This is a genomic window from Rhodococcus sp. 14C212, from assembly GCF_011058195.1.
GTDB lineage: Bacteria > Actinomycetota > Actinomycetes > Mycobacteriales > Mycobacteriaceae > Rhodococcus > Rhodococcus aetherivorans.
Genome location: NZ_JAALEH010000064.1, coordinates 13521 through 33020, shown reverse-complemented (window position 1 = coordinate 33020; position 19500 = coordinate 13521). Strand labels below are relative to the sequence as shown.

The following is a 19500-nucleotide window of genomic DNA, read 5'->3' as shown; positions in this document are numbered from 1 at the left end:
GGTCAGCGTCCGATAGGACGACTCGACGAGAACCGGGCCCCGTGCCGTTCGCAGCGAACGGCACGGGGCCCGGTTCTCGTCGAGTCGTCCTATCGGACGCTGACCTTCTCCGGTTCCGGCTTCTTCTCGGGAGCGCGGTCCACCGGGGCCGGCACGGCGGAGACCGTCACGTCGTCGGGGACGTCGGCGTCGAGCCGGTGCGGCTCCTGCGCGTAGTGGAAGTGCGGGCGCCGGTGGCCGAGGAAGGATCCGAACCACGACATCACCGCGACGTAGCGGTTGCGGAAGCCCACCATGTAGACCAGGTGCACGGCCAGCCACAGCACCCAGGCGACGAAGCCGCTCAGCTCGATCTTTCCGACGCGGGTGATCGCGCGGAAGCGGTTGATGATGGCCATGCTGCCCTTGTCCCGGTACTTGAACGGGGTGCCCATGGGCTGCTTGCCGAGGATCGTCCGTGCGACGTGGCGGCCGCCCTGCATCGCGACGGGCGACTGCCCGGGCAGGTTGTTCAGCGACGTCATGTCGCCGATGGCGTACACGTCGGCGTAGCCGCCCACGGTGAGGTCCGGGTTGACCAGCAGCCGGCCCGCACGGTCGGTGGCGCAGCCGGTGCGCTCCGCGAGGACGCCGGCGAAGTCGTTGGCGCGCACGCCGGCCGACCAGATGATCGTCTCGGCGGTGATCCGGCGCTCCTCGTCGCCCGCCTTGAGCGTGGCACCGTGCTCGTCGATGTCGGTGACGAAGGTACCGAGCACGACGTCGACACCCGACTTCTGCAGCGACTGCTTGGTGTACTCGCTGAGCTTGCCGCCGAAGGCCGGGAGGGCCTCGCCCGCGCCCTCGACGAGGGTGACGGAGACGTCGTCGGCGCTGATGTCGTGGAACGACTGCTCGAAGTAACGGCCCGCGAGCTCCTTGATCTGGCCGGCGAGCTCGACGCCCGTCGCGCCGGCACCGATGACCACGAAGCTCAGCAGGTTGCGGCGGCGCTCCGGGTCGGTGGTGGTGTGCGCTTCCTCGAAGCACCGCAGGATCTGCCGGCGCAGCCGCTCGGCGTCCTCGACGGTCTTGAGGGCGTAGGTGACCTTCTCGAACTCGTCGCGGCCGAAGTAGGCCTGGCGCGCACCCGTTGCCGCGACGAGCGAGCGGTACCCGACGGTGTGGACGACGCCGCCGGCGACGTAGTCGACCTCGTGCACGTCGGGCCGCACGTCGACGACCCGGCCGAGGCGGACGTCCGCGCTGGGGTACTTGGCGAGGATGGAGCGGATCGACGGGGCGATCTCACCGGCCGAGAGCACGCCGGTGGCGACCTGGTACAGCAGGGGCTGGAAGAGATGTTCGGTGGTTTCCGAAATCAGGACGAACGGCGTCCCGGCCTTGGCGAGCTTCTTCGCCGTTGCCAGCGCGCCGAAGCCCGAACCGACGACGACGACCTCGGTCCGATCGGTCACTGCTGTGCTGCCCACGATTACCTCTACCTCCACCTTGAAGTCGATGTATGACAACCACCGTATGGAGACGGCAGTCCGATGGCCACCAACCTGCCGCATTCGCGGAAGTCTTATCTCGATCGCTCATAAGTAGGATGTCGACATGGACTTCCGCCAGCTGCGTTACTTCCTCGCCGTGAGCGAGGAGCTGAGCTTCAGCAAGGCCGCGCAGAAGTGCTTCATCTCCCAGTCCGCCATCAGTCACCAGATCACCCGGCTCGAGAAGGAACTCGACACGTCGCTGTTCGAGCGGTCCACCCGGGTGGTGCGGTTGACCCCCGCCGGTTCGCGGCTGGTCCCCATCGCGCAGCAGGTGCTCAGCCTCGAGGCGCAGGCGTATGCGGTGGCGCGCGAACCGCGCAACCGCATCCGCATCGCCGCGAACATGACCTTCGCGTCCCAGAGCCTCGATGCCATCGCCCACGTCCGCGAGCAGTACCCGGCGATCGACATCGAGTTCGTCATCAAGAGCTTCGCCGACCGGATCGACGCCGTCGCCGGCGGCGACGCCGACGTCGCCCTGATCCGCGGCGGCGTCGACCGCCCGGGTCTCGAGACCGTGGAACTGGGGATCGAGGACCTGGTCATCGTCACGTCGAGCAGGCACCCGCTTTCCGCGTTCTCCACCGTCGACCTCGGCGACCTGGCGCCCTACCCGCTGCTGCTGCCGCCCCGGCCCAGCCAGGTGCTCATCCACACGGTGATCGAGGACGCCTTCCGCGCGGTGGGACGCCGGGTGCAGCTCGGGCCGTCGATCGCGAGCGACCACACCGCCACCCTCGACGTCATCACCAATCCGCGGGCGTGGACGGTCCTGTACCCGAGCACCGCCGCGGAGACCCCCCGGACGGGCCTGGCGTACATGCGCGAGGCGCGCAATCGCCTCAGCGTCCCGGTGTGCGGCGTGGTCCGCAGCGACGCGCCCCGGTCGCCGGCCCTGTCGAGCCTGATCCTCGCGCTGCGACGGTCGATGACCAGCGAGGCACCGCCGGGAACCGAGGACTGAACACGCAGCCGCGCGGTCGCCGCAATGCGCACCGATCCGGCGGCGATTCGTGGAAGGATGACGCGATCCGGCGGCGGACCCACGCGGTGAGGAGCCATCATGCAGCGAACCGAGACTTCGTTTACCAGTGCCGACGGCACCCGCATCGTCTACGACGTGTGGGCGCCCGACGGGGACCCGAGCGGCGTGCTCGTGCTGTGCCACGGATTCGGCGAGCACGCACGCAGATACGACCACGTGATCGAGCGCCTGGGCGATCTCGGCCTCACCGTGTACGCGCTCGACCACCGCGGGCACGGTCGCTCCGGCGGCAGGCGCGTATATCTGCGGAAGATGGCCGAGTACACCGGCGACGTGAACCGGCTGTTCGGCATCGCCTCCTTCGACAACCCCGGCCTGCCGCGGTTCCTGCTCGGCCACTCCATGGGCGGGGCCGTCGCCCTGGCCTACGCGCTCGAACATCCCGACGAGCTCACCGCCCTCGCCCTTTCCGGCCCCGCGGTCGACGTCACCTCCGGCACGCCGCGCGTCGTCGTCGAACTCGGCAAGCTCATCGGGCGCGTGCTGCCGCAGCTACCGGTGCAGAAGCTCGACTCCGCGGGCGTCTCCCGCGACCCCGAGGTCGTCGCCGCGTACGAAGCCGATCCGCTGGTGCATCACGGGCTCGTGCCCGCCGGCATCGCGCGGGCCCTCGTCGTCACCGGGGAGAGCCTTCCCGGCCGGCTGCCTGCGCTGAACCTGCCGGTCCTGCTGCAACACGGCGCCGAGGACCGGCTGACCGCCCCGGCTGGCAGCCGGCTCGTCGCCGAGCGGGTCGGGTCGACGGACGTGACCCTGAAGTTGTACGACGGCCTCTACCACGAGGTGTTCAACGAACCGGAGAAGAAGCAGGTCCTCGACGACCTCGTGGAATGGCTCCGGCCGAGGCTCAGCTGACGTGGCCGCCGAACCGTCCGCGCGCATGCCGGCCGCGTTCCTCGGGCACGGCAGTCCCCGCAACGCGCTCGACGCGAACCGCTACACCCAGGCGTGGCGGGCGTTCGGGCACGCGGTCCCCACGCCGCGCGCGATCCTCGCGATCTCGGCACACTGGTTCATCAATGCCACCGCCGTCACCGCCATGCCCAGCCCGCGCACGATCCACGACTTCTTCGGCTTCGAGCAGCGACTGTTCGACGTGCAGTACCCGGCGCCGGGGCTGCCCGAACTGGCCGAGGAGATCGCCGACGTCGTGCATCCGACCTGGGTCGGCGCGGACGTCGACTCGTGGGGCATCGACCACGGCACCTGGTCGGTGCTCACCCACGCCTTCCCGGCTGCGGACGTGCCGGTCGTGCAGCTGAGCCTGAACGCCTACCAGGACTTCGACTACCACCTCGAACTCGGCGCGAAGCTCGCGCCGCTACGCGAACGGGGCGTTCTCGTCGTGGCCAGCGGCAACATCGTGCACAACCTCGCCGGCATGGATCGGCGCCTCCCGGACGAGGGGTTCGACTGGGCGCACCGCTTCGACGCGGCGGCGCGGGTGATGATCATGGACCGCCCCGACGGCGTCGCGACCCTCGACGGGCACGCCGACTTCGACCGCGCGGTACCCACCCCGGATCACTTCCTGCCGCTGCTGTACCTCGCGGGCCTGGCTGGGGTGGGCGACGATCTCGTCGAACCACTGGTCGACGGCTTCGCGTACGGGTCGCTGTCGATGAGCGCCTACACCCTCGGGGTCACGTGCACGGCCGGCGACGACGGCCGCCCGTCCGCCGGGTTCCCCGAGACCCCGAACCCGTCCGACACCAACACCTGACCACTCGGGCGTGCGACCGACCGCTCGGGCGTGCGACCGAATGTCACACCGCGTCGCTCGGATCGAATGGATGTGACATCGGGTCGCCACGACGGGGTCATGCCGTATGGCGACGCTCCTCCGCGACGACGGTGCGCCGCACGAAGTCGATGCTGTAATGCAGCAGCGTGCGGGCCTCGGGCAGCACCTGCCCTATCACCGGGAAGGCGTGCACCTGACCGGCCCACAGGTGGGTCTCGACCGTCGCGCCCACCTCGTCGAAGGCGCCGGTCATGATCTCGACGTCGGGTCGGGTGATCTCGTACTCGGCGACGGAGAAGAACACGGGCGGGAACAGCGCCGGATCGGCACGGACGGGTGACTCCTCGCCCTCGATGTAGTCGGGACCGGCGAGCCAGCGGTCGCGCAGCTTCTCGACCTGCCGCATCGGCAGGTACGCGTCGCGCTTCATGAAGTCGGGGTCGTGCTCCTCGAGTTCGAGGTTGAGCAGCGGCGAGTAGCCGATCACCGCCGCCGGCCGGATCATGCCGCGCAGCGCGGCGATCTCGGCGACCTTCATCGCCAGGTAGCCGCCGGCCGAGTCACCGGCGACGACGATGCGGGTGGGGTCCTCGACCGTCTCGAGCAGCGCGGTGTAGGCGGCCATCGCGTCGATGACGGACGTCCCGATCGAGCCCACGGGAAGCTGCCGGTAGGCGACGGAGTACACCGGAACACCCGACTCGGCGGCGAGCAGCGAGCACACGGTGCGGTGGGTGGCGAGGCCGCAGAACACGAAGGCGCCGCCGTGGAAGTACAGGATGGTAGTCCCGGCGAGCGAGTCCCGGGCGGGCTGCGGCGGTTCGATGCGCTCGCTGGGCACCCCGCCGAGGGTCAGGGGGTCGATGTCGACGCCACGCGGACGGGGCAGCAGCTTGTCGACGCGACGGTCGAGCCGGCTGAGCGCCTCGATGCCCCGGTCGGTGGCCGGCCACCAGGTGAAGAGCGGCTTCACGAAGATCCGCACGAACCAGAAGACGAGGATCGCCCGCAGGCTCACCGTCCAGTGCCAGATCGTCGATCCCTGGGTGCGCATGTACGCCACGATAGGACGCCGCCGGTACCCGGTCGAGGTACTCTCCGTCACACGTATCTTCCGGCCCCTCGGCTCTCAGACCTGCAGCAACGGCACCAGCAGCTCCTCCTCGGTCAGCGCACCGTGCTGTCCGGGCAGCTGCGACATGACCAATTCGCCGTCGGAGCGGATCACCGTGGACTCACCGAGGCCGATCGCGACGACGTCACCGATGCGTCGGCACGCGGCGGGCGACGGGTCCGGGCCGAACAGGCCGCCGGCGATCACGTCGTCGCGGGTGCCGGTCCACATGTCGTCGCCGAGTTCGTTGCGCCACCGCTCGAGCACTGCGTCGGGCCGCCGGGTGTGCACGTGCCGGCAGCGGGGTTCGCCCGCGATCGCGTCGACGTCCTCCGAGAGACCGGAGAGGTGGTCGAAGTCGGCGCGACGTCCGCGGGAGGCGTCGACCATGCCGTGGTCGGCGGTGATCAGCAGCCGCGTCCCGGCGGGCAGGGCCGCGACGAGCTGCTCGACGAACCGGTCGACGACGGTGAGCTGCGCAGTCCAGGACGGGGACTCGGGTCCGTAGAGGTGGCCGAGCGTGTCGACCTCGCCGAGGTAGCAGTAGACGAGGGTGCGGTCGTCGGCGGCGGCGGCAGCGACCACGTGGGCGAGCAGGTCGCCGTAGGCGGAGACACCGACGAAGTTTCCGCCGCGCAGCACGGCCCGGGTGAGGCCACTGCCGTCGAAACTGCGGGGCACGACGGTGGTCACCGTCAGCCCGGCCGCGTCGGCACGCTCGAACACCGTCGGGTGAGGCTGCACCCATTCGGGGACGAGCCGATCGCGCTGGTCGACGGCGGTCCCGGCGAGGGTCCAGCGCAGCCAGTTGAACGGGGCGTCGATTTCCTCGACGTAGGACTGGTAGCCGGTGACGGCGTGGGCGCCGGAGGGCAGGCCGGTGCCGAGGGAGGCGATGCTCACCGCGGTGGTGGTGGGAAATCCGGCGCGGATCGGCCGGCCGTCGAGGCCGGCAAGAAAGGGGGCGGCGGCGGTGTTTCGTCGCAGGAGGTTCCACCCCATGCCGTCGACGAGCAACACGACGGTGCGGGACTGCTCGTCGAGCGCGAGACGGTTGGCCTCGCCGGGCACCCCCGCGGACGCGAGCACGGACGGCATCAGGTCCGCGAGGGTGGGTTCGGCGTAGACGTCGTGCAGCGGCAGGTCCATTACCCGAGTATGGCCTGCCGGCGGTCACTAGTCCTTGATGTCGGATCCGTGCTTGGTCAGCGGCATGATCTCGATGTTCATGTACGGGAACAGCGGCAGGTTCCACAGGATCTCGTGGAGTTCGTCGGCGGAGTCGACGTCGAAGATGCTGATGTTGCTGTACTTGCCGACGATGCGCCAGATCTCCCGCCACTTGCCCTCGCGCTGCAGTTCCTGGCTGTACGCCTTCTCCCGCGCGACGGTCTCGGCGCGTACCTCGGGGTCGAGGTCGCGGGGGATGTCGACGTCCATGCGAACGTGGAACAGTGCCATGGTGAGTACTCCCTTCGGGTGTGGTCAGTCGCGGGCGAGGTGCTTGACGACGTCCATGTCGAGTTCGACGCCGAGGCCGGGCCCCTGCGGCAGGTGCACCTGCCCGTCGGAGTAGTCGAGCGGGGTCTGCAGCAGCTCGACGGCGAACAGCTGCGGCCCGAACAGCTCGGTGCCGTAGTTGATCCCGGGCTCGGCGCAGGCGAAGTGGATGGACGCCGCAGTGCCGATGGGTCCCTCGATCGAGGTGGCGCCGTGGCAGCGGATTCCGGCCGCCTTGGCGACGGCCACGACCTCCTTGCTGCGTTGCAGCCCACCGCACTTGGTGGTCTTGAGGGCGATGACGTCGGCGGCGCCGAGCTTGGCGATCTCGAGCGCGTCGTGCGGCGTCTGCACGGACTCGTCGGCCATGACCGGGGCGGACACCAGGTGGTTGATCTCGGCGAGGACCTCGCGCTGCTCGCCGGGGGTCGGCTGTTCGATGAGTTCGACGCCGCCGTCGACGAGTTGCGGGACGTACCGCAGCGCGGTGAACCGGTCCCAGCGGGCGTTGACGTCGATGCTGACGCCGGCCTTGCCCTCGAGGGCCTGCGCGATCGTGACGACACGTTCGGTGTCGACCTTCGGGTCGAGCGCACCCATCTTGAGCTTGAACGCGAAGTTCAGGCGTGCCGCCATCTTCTCCTCGACCTCCTCGAGGATCTCCTCCACCGGCGCGGCGCCGAGCGCCCAGCGCACGTCGACCCCGGTGCGGAAGGCGCCGCCGAGCAGGGCGTGCACGCCGACGCCGAGGGCGCGGGCCCAGGCGTCGTGCAGGGCGACATCGACGGCGGCCTTGGCGAACCGGGCGCCGGAGACGACGCGTTCGATGTCGACCATGATGCCGCTGATCTCGTCGACGCCGCGGCCGGCGATGTAGGGGGCGATGTAGCCGTCGACGATCGCCTTCATCGTCTCGACGGACTCACCACCCCACCACGGACCGCCGGGCACGACGCCCTCGCCGTAACCGGTGACGCCGCCCGCGGTGGTGATCGCCACGAGCAGGATGGGCTGCTTCTCGGCGGTGGTGGTGGCGAATTTGTGCGGACGCACCAGTGGCACGTCGATGATCGTCGTGTCGATCGAGACGATCTTCAGGTCGGGGTCGGACATCGAACAGCTCACAATCGGATATCGGCGGTGATGCGGGCAACAGTGGACCCTCGGGGACGACGAATGCCGGTGTCCTCTTGGTGGACACCGGCATTCGTCAACTCACGTGGACCCGGTCCATGGAGACGATCAGGCCTCGGGGTCGAGCACGAAGTTGTAGGTCACCTCGTCGACGCCCTCGGCGTTCGGCTGCGGATCGAGGATGAGCTCGGGCTTGGTCGCGGTCGCGACGTCGTCCTCGACCCACTCGCCACCCTGGAAGTACAGCTGGGTGGTGATCGCGCGCTTGCCGGGAGCCTTCACCATCAGGTGCAGGTGGGCGGGGCGCCACGGGTGGCCGCCGTAGGACTCGATGAACCAGCCGGTCGGGCCGTCGGCGGGGATCTTGTAGGGGGCGGGCTTGAGGGTGGTGATCTCGAAGTTGCCCTCGTCGTCGCACTCGACGGTACCGCGCAGATTCCACTCGGGGATGCCGGGGGCGAACTGCGAGTAGAGGCCTTCCTCGTCGGCGTGCCACAGCTCGACGGTGGCGCCCTGCAGGCCGTTGCCCTCGAGGTCGACGACCTGACCCTTGAAGATCAGGGCCTCGGCCGCCTTGTCCTGCTCGCGCATCGGCATGGTGCACTTGGCCGGCAGCTTCGGGGAATTCGGCACGTAGTACGGGCCCTCGATGCTGCCCTTGGTGCCGCTGAAGTGCTTGCGGTTGTAGTGCACCTCTTCGACCTCGTGCTCGACGAAGACGTCCAGCCACAGCGGCCACTCACCGTACTCGCCCACGTCGATCATCCACTGCTTGAGCACGCGGTACTCGTCGTAGGTGACCTCGTGCTTGCGGATGATCTCGGCGAACGCACCGAGCACGTCCTTGTAGATGGCGGCGGCGCGCTCGACCGACGTGTCCGACGAGACTCGCTCGCTCTTGAACTTGTCGGTGGCGGCGTTGCCCGACGCGTGGGCGGTGGGGTTTTCGGTGGTGGTCATGTGTCCTCCTCGGCGAGGCTCGAACGATGGTCGCGAAAGCTGTCGTGGTGATCGCGGGGCTGGCGCTCACGCCACTCGGGTTGTACGCTGTGCGTACTTATGTATCGCAGTGCGTACACACACTGTGCGTCCAGTCACAGGTGATTGTCAACACCCGGGCGGCCCCGGGCGCCGAAACCGCAGGTAGGAGCCAGCAATGCCTAGTCAGGACCGGGATTTCGTCCAGAGCATCGAGCGCGGCTTCGCGGTGCTGCTCGCGTTCGACGAACAACACCCCAACCCGTCCCTCGCCGAACTGGCGGCGAAGACCGACCTGTCCCGGCCCGCGGTCCGCCGCATCCTGCTGACCCTGCAGAAGCTCGGCTACGTGAGCAACGCGGGCAGCCGATGGTCGCTGACCCCGCGCGTGCTCAGCATCGGTCAGCACTACTCCGCCTCGCACGCCCTGGTCGAGGCCGCCATGCCGCGGCTGGTCGAGATCTCCGAGTACACTGGCGAATCCGCCTCCCTCGGCGTTCTCGACGGCGCCGAGGTGGTGTACGCAGCCCGGGTCCCGGTACGGCGCATCATGAGCATCAACGTCTCGGTGGGCACCCGGGTCCCCGCATACGCGACGTCGATGGGCCGGGCGCTGCTGGCGTGGGCCCCCGCCGAAACCGTCGAGCAGGTCGTCGCCGACACGATTTTCGAGAAGCTCGCCACCGCGACCGTGGGCAACGCGGACGAACTGCGGGCCGAGCTGGCCCGGGTGCGCGCCCAGGGCTACGCGCTCACCTCCGCCGAACTCGAGGAGGGCCTCATCTCGGCCGCGGCGCCGGTGCGCGATGCCACCGGCACCGTGGTCGGTGTGCTCGCCTGCTCGACGTCGACGGCCCGGCACACGCCCGACGAATTCCGCGCGCTCGCCGCGGACTGCCTGGTGAAGTCCGCGAACGCCCTCGGCGCCGACCTCGGGTACCGCGGGTAGGACCCGTCAGCTGCGCAGGGTCGCGGACGGGGTCACGCCGTACTTGCGGCGGTAGGCGGCGGCGAAGCGGCCGGTGTGCGTCATCCCCCAGCGCAGGGCCACCTCCGTGACCGACGTCGTCGCCGGGTCGCCGGCCGCGAGCTCCTCGTGGATCCGCTCGAGGCGCAGGTCGAGCAGGTAGTCGCGGGGACAGACCCCCAGGTACTCGCGGAATCCCTCCTGGAGGCGGCGCACGCTCACGCCCGCCAGCTCGGCCATGTCCGCCGACGTCCACGGCTGGGCCGGATCCTCGTGGATGCGGTCGAGGACCCGCTTGACGATCCGCGGTCGCGCCGCGGTGCCGGTCCCGCCTTCGGGCATCACCGCGAGCACGAACGCCGAGGTCAGGGCGCCGGAGAGCTGCTCGGCGACCAATGGGTTGCGCCACAGCTCCTCGTCCGCGCGCAGCTGGTCGACCACCGACCGCAGCAGGGTCATCCAGCTCTGACCGGCCTCCCCGGTCAGGTCCACCTGCTCCGGCAACTGCAGGTCGGGACGTCCCAGGATCCGCGCCAGCTCACGGTCCAGGTAGTCGCGGTCGAGCTTGACGCCGACGATCTCGCAGTCGTCGGTCCAGCGGGTGATGGTGGCGGCGGTGTCCGGCCGGAACACCGACGCCTGTCCCTGCACCGAGACCACCTCGCGGCCCGCCGTCACCGATTCGATGCGCCCAGACAGGGGGATGTTGACCGCGTAGGCACCCGGATGGTCCGACTGCACCGTGACCTCGGCGCCCCATCCGATTCGCGCCAGCCGCAGCGGACCGAGCTGCAGCGCGCGGACGTCGACGTGCGGTTCCGTACCGGCGGCCAGCGGTGCCAGGGTGTGCGGGAAGTACGCGTCGGACACCACATGCTCGGCTTCGTCCCAATCGGCCGGATCAGGCGTCGACCTCACCCTGTACCTCCGTTTCCGTCCCCGGGACCTTCGGCGCCGTTCGCCACTCGGGACCTTCGTCCCGGTATACCCGGGACCCACTGCCCAGTGTGATGGGCAACACGTCTCCGGGCAAACGAGGCCATCGGTCACGCCGGCCGCGCTAACCGGATAGCGACCGCGTTCAGCGGATCGCAGCCGGCACCCACCCGCTCCTATGGTCTACATCACACCAGCACGGATCGACCCGGGAGGAGCGCCGAAATGGAACAGCGTCGGCTCCGGAACATCTTCGGACAGTTCGCAAGTGGCGTCACCGTGATCACCTGCGCCAACCACGAGGGCACGCCCCACGGCGCGACGGTCACCGCGTTCACCGCCGTGTCCCTCGAGCCCCGGCTGTGCCAGGTCACCCTGACCCGCACGTCCAAGGCGTGCGGCTTCCTCTCCGGCGCACCGTTCGCGGTGAACATCCTCGCCGCGGACCAGGTCGACACCGCCCTGCACTTCGCCGGCCGGCCGCAGACCCCCGGCCCGGTGTTCGAGGACGGACCCACGGCGCCGGTGCTCGCCGGGGCCGCGGCGACCCTGTCCTGCGTCCCGTGGCGCGAGTACGACGGCGGCGACCACGTGATCTACATCGGCGAGATCGTCGACGCCCAGTGCCGCGACACCGCCCCGCTGCTGTTCTACCGGAGCACCTTCCACGAACTCGGCGCACCGAGCGCCTCCGCCGCGTGGAACGGCTCGATGGACGATCCGCACAGCGGCTGGTTCGACGCCCGGACCCGGTTCACCCCGCTCCACCTCGATGCCGCGGTGAACTGACCACCGCCCGGAACCACTCACCAGTTCCCTTCACCCGCAAGGAGATATCCATGACCACTCTCGAGTCCCGTCCCGGCGAGAACACGATCGACCGCTCCACGGTGAACGTCGCCGCCGACTCCCCGGCGAACCGGCAGCAGAATTTCGCCACGCGGCCGATGACCGGGGACGAGTACATCGAATCGATCAAGGACGGCCGCGAGATCTGGCTGCACGGCGAGCGGGTCAAGGACTTCACCAACCACCCGGCGTTCCGCAACTCCATCCGCATGACCGCCCGCCTCTACGACTCGCTGCACACCGGCGAGCACGTCGGCACCCTCACCTGTCCCACCGACACCGGCAACGGCGGCGTGACCATGCCGTTCTTCCGCACCCCCACCTCCGCCGACGACCTGCTCGCCGAGCGCGACGCCATCGCCACCTGGGCGCGGATGACCTACGGCTGGATGGGCCGGTCCCCCGACTACAAGGCCTCCTTCCTGGGCACTCTCAACGCCAACAGTGAGCTCTACGCCCCGTTCCAGGACAACGCCAAGCGCTGGTACCGCGAATCGCAGGAGAAGGTCCTGTACTGGAACCACGCGATCATCAACCCGCCGGTGGACCGGCAGCTGCCCCCGGACCAGGTCGGCGACGTGTTCATGAAGGTGGAGAAGGAGACCGACGCCGGCCTGATCGTCTCCGGCGCGAAGGTCGTCGCCACCGGCTCGGCGATCACCAACTACAACTTCATCGCGCACTACGGCCTGCCGATCAAGAAGAAGGAATTCGCCCTGATCTGCACGGTGCCGATGGACGCCCCCGGCATCAAGCTGATCTCGCGCGCCTCCTACAGCCAGAACGCCGCCGTGGTCGGCTCGCCGTTCGACTACCCGCTGTCCTCGCGCATGGACGAGAACGACGCCATCTTCATCTTCGACAAGGTGCTGGTGCCGTGGGAGAACGTGTTCATGTACGGCGACGTGGAGAAGATCAACGCGTTCTTCCCGCAGTCCGGGTTCCTGCCCCGGTTCACCTTCCAGGGCTGCACCCGCCTGGCCGTCAAGCTCGACTTCATCGCCGGCCTCCTGCTCAAGGCCCTCGACGCGACCGGCGCCGGCGGTTTCCGCGGCGTGCAGACCCGCGTCGGTGAGGTCATCGGCTGGCGCAACCTGTTCTGGTCGCTGACCGAGTCGATGGCCCGCGACCCCGAGCCATGGATCGGCGACACCGTCATCCCGAAGCTCGAGTACGGCCTGACCTACCGGATGTTCATGATTCAGGGGTATCCGCGGGTCAAGGAGATCATCGAGCAGGACGTCGCGTCCGGCCTGATCTACCTGCCCTCGTCGGCCGCCGATTTCAAGAGCCCCGAGGTACGGCCCTACCTGGACAAGTACGTCCGCGGCTCCGACGGGATCACCGCCGTGGACCGGGTCAAGGTCATGAAGGCCCTGTGGGATTCGATCGGCTCCGAATTCGGCGGCCGCCACGAACTGTACGAGCGCAACTACTCCGGCAACCACGAGAACGTCAAGGCCGAGCTGCTGTTCGCCGCCGAGAACCGCGGCATCGTCTCCGGCATGAAGGGCCTGGCCGAGCAATTCATGAGCGAGTACGACCTCGACGGCTGGACCGTGCCCGACCTCGTCGGCAACGACGACGTCAGCGCCTACTACCGCAAGTAACCCCCAGCCGCCGCGCGCGGGCGATCCCCTGCCGCCCGCGCGCGGCGTTCCACCCGCGAAGGAGCGCCCGAGATGACCACCGCCTCGAAGTCCGTCGCCCACGCCCCCGTCCCGGAGTTCGACGCCGTGGTCCTCGGGCGCTCCTTCGCCGCCCTGCGGGCGGCCGGCCGCCTGCGCGACGAACTGCGATTGGCCGTCCACGACACGGCCGACGCGACCTCCGCCCGCTACGACGACGTGGACCACCGCTGGGAGATCCTCGCCGGCTCGACCGTCGTCGCGCGGGCCAAGTTCCTCGTCGACGGGGACGGCACCCTCCCGCTGTGCGGCCGCGACGGTGCACCGTGCACGGCGACCACGTTGACGGCGAAGGGTTTTCCCAACCTCTTCCGGCCGGCCGGTGCCGGCCACCCCGATCCCGTCGGGTACACCGTCGCGTGCATCGAGTACATGCGCGCCTACGGCCACGACTACGTGGAGCGCCGAGCCCGGGTGCCGATCTGCGACGACGACTTCCCGGAGTTGTCGTTCGACCGGCCCACCCCGCAGTTCTGGGTCGGGTAGGCCCACACAACGACCCAGGTCCCGGACATCGACAGCCGTCTCGACGGGTGTCGACGTCCGGGACTTCGGTGTCCGTCACCGGCCGCGCAGGACCTCCGCCGGCGTCGTCCCGTAGCGCCGCTTGAACGCCGCGGCGAACCGGCCGGGGTGGCTGAAACCCCACCGGTAGGCCACGTCGGCGACGGTGACCGCGCCCGCCCCGGCGACGAGGTCGTCGTGGGCGCGGTCGAGCCGGATGTCGAGCAGGCACGCCGACGGGCTGCGGCCGACGAACTGGGAGAACGCCTCCTGCAGGCGGCGGACGCTGGTACCGGCCAGTTCGGCCATGTCGGCCGCGGTCCACGCCCGGCCGGGATCGTCGTGCAGGGCGTCGAGGACGCGCCGGATCATGCCCGGCCGCGGGGGCGCGGCCGGGCCGTCCTGTGGGGCGACGGCCAGGACGAACGCCGCAGTCACGGCACCGGCGAGCTGTGCCCCGACCACCGGATTGCTCACCACCTCGAGGGCGCCGTCGAGCTGCTCGGACAAGGCCCGGACGAGTCCGTGCCACTCGCTCGCCGGACCGGTCAGGTCGAGCTGGTCGGGCAGCTCGAGCTTCGATCGCACCGGCGAACCGAGGATCCGGTCGGCCTCCCGCTCGAGATGCTCCCGGTCGAACTTCACCCCGAGCACGGAACACGTTGCGCTCCAACGGGTGATCACACTCGGTGTGTCGGCCCGGAAAACGGTGGCCTGACCGGGCACCGAAACGGTCTCGCCGTGGCTGCCCCGGGATTCGAGCCGGCCGGTAACCGGGATGTTCACCTCGTAGGCGCCCGGATAGTCGCACGCGATGGCGATGTCGGCACCCCAGTGCAGGCGGCCGAGGGTCACCCCGCCGAGGTCGACCGTCGTCAGCGACAGCTTCGGCCGGTCGGTGCCCGACAGATCGGTCAGCTCGTGGGGAAAGTACGCGTCCGCCACCGCCCGGGATGCGGCATCCCAGTCTCCGATCTCGGTCGCACTCACACCACGAGCGTACGTATCGGAGACGCCGGTCACAGAAAGTCGCGCGATGTGTCCAGGGGCCGCGCAGATCGTCTCGGCGATCGTGTGACTGCCGTCATATGTTCTGCCTCACCCGACGAACGGCCCCGCTCGAGGGGCCTACCCGCCGAAGACATATCGAGGAGCAACACCGATGACGAGCACCCTTTCGTGGATCGACGAGATCACCATGACCGAGCTCGAGCGCAACCCGTACCCGGTCTACGAGCGGCTGCGGGCCGAGGCACCGGTCGCCTTCGTGCCCGTCCTCGGCGCGTTCGTCGCCTCGACCGCCGAGGCGTGCCACGCCATCGCGACGAGCGACGACTTCGAGGCCGTCATCACCCCGGCCGGCGGCCGCACGTTCGGCCATCCCGCAATCATCGGTGTCAACGGCGACCTCCACCAGGATCTGCGCTCGATGGTCGAACCCGCGCTGCAGCCGGGCGAGGTCGACCGCTGGATCGAGGACCTGGTCCGGCCCATCGCCCGCCGCTATCTCGAGGGGTTCGAGAACGACGGCCGCGCCGATCTCGTCGCCCGGTACTGCGAACCGGTCAGCGTCCGCGCCCTCGGCGACCTGCTCGGCCTGAAGAACGTCGGCTCCGACACGCTGCGCGAGTGGTTCCACAAGCTGTCCGAATCCTTCACCAACGCCGAGGTCGACGACCACGGTGAATTCACCAACCAGGAGCGGTTCGCGGCCGGCGACGCGGCCAAGGCGGAGATCCGCTCGATCGTCGATCCCCTGATCGACCACTGGATCGAACACCCGGACGACAGTGCGATGTCGCACTGGCTGCACGACGGCATGCCCGAGGGACGGACCCGCGACCGCGAGTACATCTATCCGACGCTGTACGTGTTCCTGCTCGGGGCCATGCAGGAGCCGGGGCACGCCATGTCCTCGACGCTTGCGGGGCTGTTCAGCCGGCCCGAACAGTTCGAAGCCGTCGTCGACGAGCCGGGTCTGATTCCGCGCGCGATCGCCGAGGGCATGCGGTGGACGTCGCCGATCTGGTCGGCGACCGCCCGCATCGCGACGCGGGACACCACGGTGTCCGGGGTCGACATCGCGGCAGGCACCGCGGTGATCCTGTCGTACGGCTCGGCGAATCACGACACCGGCAAGTACGACGCCCCCACCGAGTACGACATGACCCGCCCGCCGCTGCCGCACCTGGCGTTCGGCGCCGGCAAACACGCGTGTGCCGGCATCTACTTCGCGAACCACGTGTGCCGCATCGGCCTCGAGGAACTGCTCGACGCCATCCCCAACCTCGAGCGGGACACTAACGCCGACGTCGAGTTCTGGGGCTGGGGCTTCCGCGGACCCACCGCCCTGCACGTCACCTGGGAGGTGTAGACCATGAGCGCCACCGTCACCCTCGGCGACACCACCGTCGCGTGCGCACCCGATCAGACCGTGCTCGACGCACTGCTGCGCAGCGGGGTGTGGATGCCCAATTCGTGCAATCAGGGCACGTGCGGCACCTGCAAGATCCGGGTTCGCTCGGGCGCCGTCGACCACCGTACGTCTCCCGAGGCGACGCTGCCCGCGACGGAACGTGACGCGGGCTTCGCCCTCGCGTGCCAGGCCACGCCGTGCGGCGACACCGTCGTCGAGCGGCCGCGCACCGACGACGGCCGGGACCGGGACGCCATCCACGCGCTGCGCGACCTCGCCGGCACCGTCACCGAGGTCCGCGACATCGCCCACGACACGCGGCGGATGTTGCTCACCCTGGACACGCCGCTCGAATTCTCCGCCGGGCAGTACGTCGGACTGACCGTCCCGGGCACCGACGTCCGGCGGCAGTACTCGCTGGCCAACACCCCGGGTGAGGCAAAGCTGCTCGAGCTGCACATCCGGCGCCGGCCGGGTGGGGTCGCGAGCGACCGGTGGGCGTTCGGCACCGTCGCGGTCGGCGACCGGGTCGACGTCACCGGACCGCTCGGGGACTTCACGTTCGACGCGGAGTCCACCGGCCCCATGGTGCTGCTCGCGGGCGGGACCGGACTGGCCCCGATGAAGAGCATCGTCCGGCAGGCACTGTCGCTGGATCCGCGGCGCGAGATCGTCCTCTACCACGGGGTGCGCACCGCCGAGGACCTCTACGACTCCGGCCTCTTCCGCGAACTGGAAGCGCAGCATCCCGGCTTCCGGTTCGTCACGTGCCTGAGCCGCGAGCCCGGCGGCGACCGCGAGGGCTACGCCCCCGACGCCTTCGTCGAGGACGTGGCGTCGGCGAAGGAGCACACGGGCTACATCTGCGGCTCCGAGGCCTTCGTCGACAGCACCGTCAAGGCGTGCAAGCGGCGCCGGATGTCGCCGCGCCGGATCCGGCGGGAGAAGTTCACCCCGGCGACGTGACCCACCCCCGGTGCGTCCTTCGGGCTGTCCCAGCAACCCGAAGGACGCACCGGGCGTTTGGGGACTTCCTACCCTCCTGCCGAGGGTCCTAGGTAGGCCTAGGCATTTGCCTGGTGTGACTGCGACCACATGCTGGCAGGGTGGAGGCAACGCGGAAACAGCCCCATTCTCCGCCGGGGCCGACCCGACACCCTTCCTGGAGGATCCCCATGACCGAGACCCTGGACCACGTGCGAGCCGCCCTCGACGGCGCTCTCGTCGAAGACGCGGACAGCGGCCGATACCAAGTGCGCCGCAACATCTTCACCGACGAGGAGATCTTCGAGCTGGAGATGAAGCACATCTTCGAAGGCAACTGGGTCTACCTCGCGCACGAGAGCCAGGTCCCGAACAACGGGGACTACTTCACCACCTACATCGGTCGCCAGCCCGTCGTGATCAGCCGCGACAAGGAGGGCGAGCTGCACTGCCTGATCAACGCGTGCAGCCACCGGGGCGCGATGCTGTGCCGGCGCAAGACCGACAACCGCACCACGTTCACCTGCCCGTTCCACGGCTGGACGTTCCGCAACAACGGCAAGCTGCTCAAGGTCAAGGATCCCCGCGACGCCGGCTACCCGGAGCAGTTCAACAAGGACGGCAGTCACGACCTGCGCAAGGTTGCCCGGTTCGAGAGCTACCGCGGCTTCCTGTTCGGCAGCCTGAACGAGGACGTCAAGCCCCTCGAAGAGCACCTCGGTGACGCCACCAAGATCATCGACATGATCGTGGACCAGTCCCCCGAGGGCCTCGAGGTGTTGCGCGGCTCGTCCACCTACACCTACGACGGCAACTGGAAGCTGCAAGCGGAGAACGGCGCCGACGGCTACCACGTCTCGGCGACGCACTGGAACTACGCGGCCACCACCGCGCGCCGCACCGCCGGCGAGTCGAGCAACGAGACCAAGGCGATGGACGCCGGCACCTGGGGCAAGCAGGGCGGCGGCTACCACTCGTTCGAGAACGGCCATCTGCTGCTGTGGATGTGGTGGGGCAACCCGCAGGACCGCCCGCTCTTCCCCCGCAAGGCCGAGCTCGCCGCAGAATTCGGCGAGAAGAAGGCCGAGTTCATGGTCGGCGCGTCCCGCAACCTCTGCCTCTACCCGAACGTGTACCTGATGGACCAGTTCTCCTCGCAGATCCGGCATTTCCGGCCGATCTCCGTCGACAAGACCGAAGTCACCATCTACTGCATCGCCCCGAAGGGTGAGAGCGCCGAATCCCGCGCCAACCGCATCCGCCAGTACGAGGACTTCTTCAACGCCACCGGTATGGCCACCCCGGACGACCTCGAGGAGTTCCGGTCCTGCCAGAAGACCTACCTCGCGTCGGCCGCCCCGTGGAACGACCTCAGTCGCGGCGCCACCCACCAGCTCAGCGGACCGGATCAGGTCGCGCTGGACCTCGGCATGAAGAACGTGCTGTCGAGCGGTGTGAAGACCGAGGACGAGGGCCTGTACCCGATCCAGCACGGCTTCTGGCTCGACAGCATGCGCAAGGCCGTCGCGGCGGAGACCGCCGAGAACGCCGCCGCCGAGCCCACCACCACGAACGAGCGCTGAGGAAGACCAGGACATGACCGCCGCAACGGAATTGACGCAGACCGACATCGAGCAGTTCCTCTACCGCGAGGCCCGTCTCCTCGACGACCGCGACTTCGAGAAGTGGCTCGAGTGCTACCACCCGCAGGCCGAGTACTGGATGCCGGCATGGGACGACAACGGTGAGCTCACCGAGGACCCGCAGCGCGAGATCTCGCTCATCTACTACCCCAACCGCGGTGGCCTCGAGGACCGGGTGTTCCGCATCCGCACCGACCGCTCGTCCGCGACGTCGCTGCCCGAACCGCGCACCGGCCACAACATCACCAACGTCGAGATCCTCGACCGGCGCGGCACCGAGATCGACCTGCGCCACAACTGGTTCTCGCTGTACTACCGGTACAACACCACCGACACCTACTTCGGCACGAACTTCGTGACCCTCGACGTCTCGGGCCCACACCCGGTGATCAAGAAGAAGAAGATCGTGCTCAAGAACGACTACATCCACCACATCGTGGACGTCTACGTCGTCTGATCC

General features: G+C 69.1%; 19 protein-coding genes. 11 read left to right on the top strand and 8 right to left on the bottom strand.

Going from position 1 to position 19500, the window contains the following annotated elements:
* Positions 1-89 precede the first annotated feature (89 nt).
* A complete protein-coding gene (locus G6038_RS22190; protein WP_165039921.1) occupies positions 90-1457 on the bottom strand; it encodes an NAD(P)/FAD-dependent oxidoreductase in 1368 nt (455 codons plus the stop codon).
* Positions 1458-1599: 142 nt separating this feature from the next.
* Between G6038_RS22190 and G6038_RS22185 the strand changes: the two genes are divergently transcribed.
* The 3 genes from G6038_RS22185 to ygiD all read left to right on the top strand — a co-directional run bounded on the left by G6038_RS22185 (position 1600) and on the right by ygiD (position 4306).
* Positions 1600-2502, top strand: a complete 903-nt coding sequence (locus G6038_RS22185) for a LysR family transcriptional regulator (protein ID WP_165039918.1) — start codon at positions 1600-1602, stop codon at positions 2500-2502.
* Between the two features lie 99 nt (positions 2503-2601).
* Positions 2602-3438: an alpha/beta hydrolase gene (locus G6038_RS22180; RefSeq protein ID WP_165039917.1), complete on the top strand. Its 837-nt coding sequence runs from the start codon at positions 2602-2604 to the stop codon at positions 3436-3438.
* Positions 3439-3463: 25 nt separating this feature from the next.
* On the top strand, positions 3464-4306 hold the full coding sequence (gene ygiD / locus G6038_RS22175) for a 4,5-DOPA dioxygenase extradiol (protein WP_165039920.1): 843 nt from the start codon (positions 3464-3466) through the stop codon (positions 4304-4306).
* A 97-nt stretch (positions 4307-4403) separates the two neighbouring features.
* On the opposite strand, the gene G6038_RS22170 is transcribed toward ygiD, so the two are convergent.
* The 5 genes from G6038_RS22170 to catA form a co-directional block, all read right to left on the bottom strand.
* The gene (locus G6038_RS22170; protein ID WP_165039916.1) at positions 4404-5381 is read right to left on the bottom strand and encodes an alpha/beta hydrolase; all 978 of its coding nucleotides are present in this window, start codon (positions 5379-5381) and stop codon (positions 4404-4406) included.
* A 75-nt stretch (positions 5382-5456) separates the two neighbouring features.
* Positions 5457-6590, bottom strand: a complete 1134-nt coding sequence (locus G6038_RS22165; RefSeq protein ID WP_165039915.1) for a nucleotide pyrophosphatase/phosphodiesterase family protein — start codon at positions 6588-6590, stop codon at positions 5457-5459.
* Positions 6591-6617: 27 nt separating this feature from the next.
* Positions 6618-6902 (bottom strand): muconolactone Delta-isomerase, encoded by a 285-nt coding sequence (catC, locus tag G6038_RS22160; RefSeq protein WP_029546509.1) that lies wholly within the window; start codon positions 6900-6902, stop codon positions 6618-6620.
* Between the two features lie 24 nt (positions 6903-6926).
* Positions 6927-8054, bottom strand: a complete 1128-nt coding sequence (locus G6038_RS22155) for a muconate/chloromuconate family cycloisomerase (RefSeq protein WP_029546510.1) — start codon at positions 8052-8054, stop codon at positions 6927-6929.
* A 129-nt stretch (positions 8055-8183) separates the two neighbouring features.
* Entirely contained in the window at positions 8184-9035 is an 852-nt protein-coding gene (catA, locus tag G6038_RS22150) for a catechol 1,2-dioxygenase (protein WP_165039914.1), read from the bottom strand.
* Between the two features lie 196 nt (positions 9036-9231).
* Between catA and G6038_RS22145 the strand changes: the two genes are divergently transcribed.
* Positions 9232-10002 (top strand): IclR family transcriptional regulator C-terminal domain-containing protein, encoded by a 771-nt coding sequence (locus tag G6038_RS22145; RefSeq protein WP_165039913.1) that lies wholly within the window; start codon positions 9232-9234, stop codon positions 10000-10002.
* Between the two features lie 6 nt (positions 10003-10008).
* Here the strand turns inward: G6038_RS22145 and G6038_RS22140 are convergent, their stop codons facing one another.
* A complete protein-coding gene (locus tag G6038_RS22140) occupies positions 10009-10938 on the bottom strand; it encodes an AraC family transcriptional regulator (RefSeq protein WP_165039912.1) in 930 nt (309 codons plus the stop codon).
* 243 nt (positions 10939-11181) lie between these two features.
* On the opposite strand from G6038_RS22140, the gene G6038_RS22135 reads away from it, so the two are divergent.
* From G6038_RS22135 to G6038_RS22125, 3 genes are all read left to right on the top strand, one after another.
* Entirely contained in the window at positions 11182-11745 is a 564-nt protein-coding gene (locus tag G6038_RS22135; protein ID WP_043802490.1) for a flavin reductase family protein, read from the top strand.
* A 50-nt stretch (positions 11746-11795) separates the two neighbouring features.
* Complete coding sequence (locus G6038_RS22130; protein ID WP_165039911.1) at positions 11796-13415, top strand: 4-hydroxyphenylacetate 3-hydroxylase N-terminal domain-containing protein; 1620 nt, start codon at positions 11796-11798, stop codon at positions 13413-13415.
* A 72-nt stretch (positions 13416-13487) separates the two neighbouring features.
* Positions 13488-13979, top strand: a complete 492-nt coding sequence (locus G6038_RS22125; RefSeq protein ID WP_165039910.1) for a hypothetical protein — start codon at positions 13488-13490, stop codon at positions 13977-13979.
* A 75-nt stretch (positions 13980-14054) separates the two neighbouring features.
* Here the strand turns inward: G6038_RS22125 and G6038_RS22120 are convergent, their stop codons facing one another.
* A complete protein-coding gene (locus G6038_RS22120) occupies positions 14055-15020 on the bottom strand; it encodes an AraC family transcriptional regulator (protein ID WP_165039909.1) in 966 nt (321 codons plus the stop codon).
* 139 nt (positions 15021-15159) lie between these two features.
* Between G6038_RS22120 and G6038_RS22115 the strand changes: the two genes are divergently transcribed.
* From G6038_RS22115 to benB, 4 genes are all read left to right on the top strand, one after another.
* The gene (locus G6038_RS22115) at positions 15160-16371 is read left to right on the top strand and encodes a cytochrome P450 (protein WP_165039908.1); all 1212 of its coding nucleotides are present in this window, start codon (positions 15160-15162) and stop codon (positions 16369-16371) included.
* 3 nt (positions 16372-16374) lie between these two features.
* A complete protein-coding gene (locus tag G6038_RS22110; protein ID WP_165039907.1) occupies positions 16375-17379 on the top strand; it encodes a 2Fe-2S iron-sulfur cluster-binding protein in 1005 nt (334 codons plus the stop codon).
* A 209-nt stretch (positions 17380-17588) separates the two neighbouring features.
* Positions 17589-18980, top strand: a complete 1392-nt coding sequence (gene benA / locus G6038_RS22105) for a benzoate 1,2-dioxygenase large subunit (RefSeq protein ID WP_165039906.1) — start codon at positions 17589-17591, stop codon at positions 18978-18980.
* A 13-nt stretch (positions 18981-18993) separates the two neighbouring features.
* Entirely contained in the window at positions 18994-19497 is a 504-nt protein-coding gene (benB, locus tag G6038_RS22100; RefSeq protein WP_165039905.1) for a benzoate 1,2-dioxygenase small subunit, read from the top strand.
* Positions 19498-19500: the final 3 nt, after the last annotated feature.

Bases quoted from the DNA above. Each gene is read 5' to 3' on its own strand.
- G6038_RS22185 (WP_165039918.1), top strand. From the start codon at position 1,600: ATGGACTTCCGCCAGCTGCGTTACTTCCTCGCCGTGAGCGAGGAGCTG.
- G6038_RS22180 (WP_165039917.1), top strand. From the start codon at position 2,602: ATGCAGCGAACCGAGACTTCGTTTACCAGTGCCGACGGCACCCGCATC.
- ygiD (WP_165039920.1), top strand. From the start codon at position 3,464: ATGCCGGCCGCGTTCCTCGGGCACGGCAGTCCCCGCAACGCGCTCGAC.
- G6038_RS22170 (WP_165039916.1), bottom strand. From the start codon at position 5,381: ATGCGCACCCAGGGATCGACGATCTGGCACTGGACGGTGAGCCTGCGG.
- G6038_RS22165 (WP_165039915.1), bottom strand. From the start codon at position 6,590: ATGGACCTGCCGCTGCACGACGTCTACGCCGAACCCACCCTCGCGGAC.
- catC (WP_029546509.1), bottom strand. From the start codon at position 6,902: ATGGCACTGTTCCACGTTCGCATGGACGTCGACATCCCCCGCGACCTC.
- G6038_RS22155 (WP_029546510.1), bottom strand. From the start codon at position 8,054: ATGTCCGACCCCGACCTGAAGATCGTCTCGATCGACACGACGATCATC.
- catA (WP_165039914.1), bottom strand. From the start codon at position 9,035: ATGACCACCACCGAAAACCCCACCGCCCACGCGTCGGGCAACGCCGCC.
- G6038_RS22145 (WP_165039913.1), top strand. From the start codon at position 9,232: ATGCCTAGTCAGGACCGGGATTTCGTCCAGAGCATCGAGCGCGGCTTC.
- G6038_RS22135 (WP_043802490.1), top strand. From the start codon at position 11,182: ATGGAACAGCGTCGGCTCCGGAACATCTTCGGACAGTTCGCAAGTGGC.
- G6038_RS22130 (WP_165039911.1), top strand. From the start codon at position 11,796: ATGACCACTCTCGAGTCCCGTCCCGGCGAGAACACGATCGACCGCTCC.
- G6038_RS22125 (WP_165039910.1), top strand. From the start codon at position 13,488: ATGACCACCGCCTCGAAGTCCGTCGCCCACGCCCCCGTCCCGGAGTTC.
- G6038_RS22115 (WP_165039908.1), top strand. From the start codon at position 15,160: ATGACGAGCACCCTTTCGTGGATCGACGAGATCACCATGACCGAGCTC.
- G6038_RS22110 (WP_165039907.1), top strand. From the start codon at position 16,375: ATGAGCGCCACCGTCACCCTCGGCGACACCACCGTCGCGTGCGCACCC.
- benA (WP_165039906.1), top strand. From the start codon at position 17,589: ATGACCGAGACCCTGGACCACGTGCGAGCCGCCCTCGACGGCGCTCTC.
- benB (WP_165039905.1), top strand. From the start codon at position 18,994: ATGACCGCCGCAACGGAATTGACGCAGACCGACATCGAGCAGTTCCTC.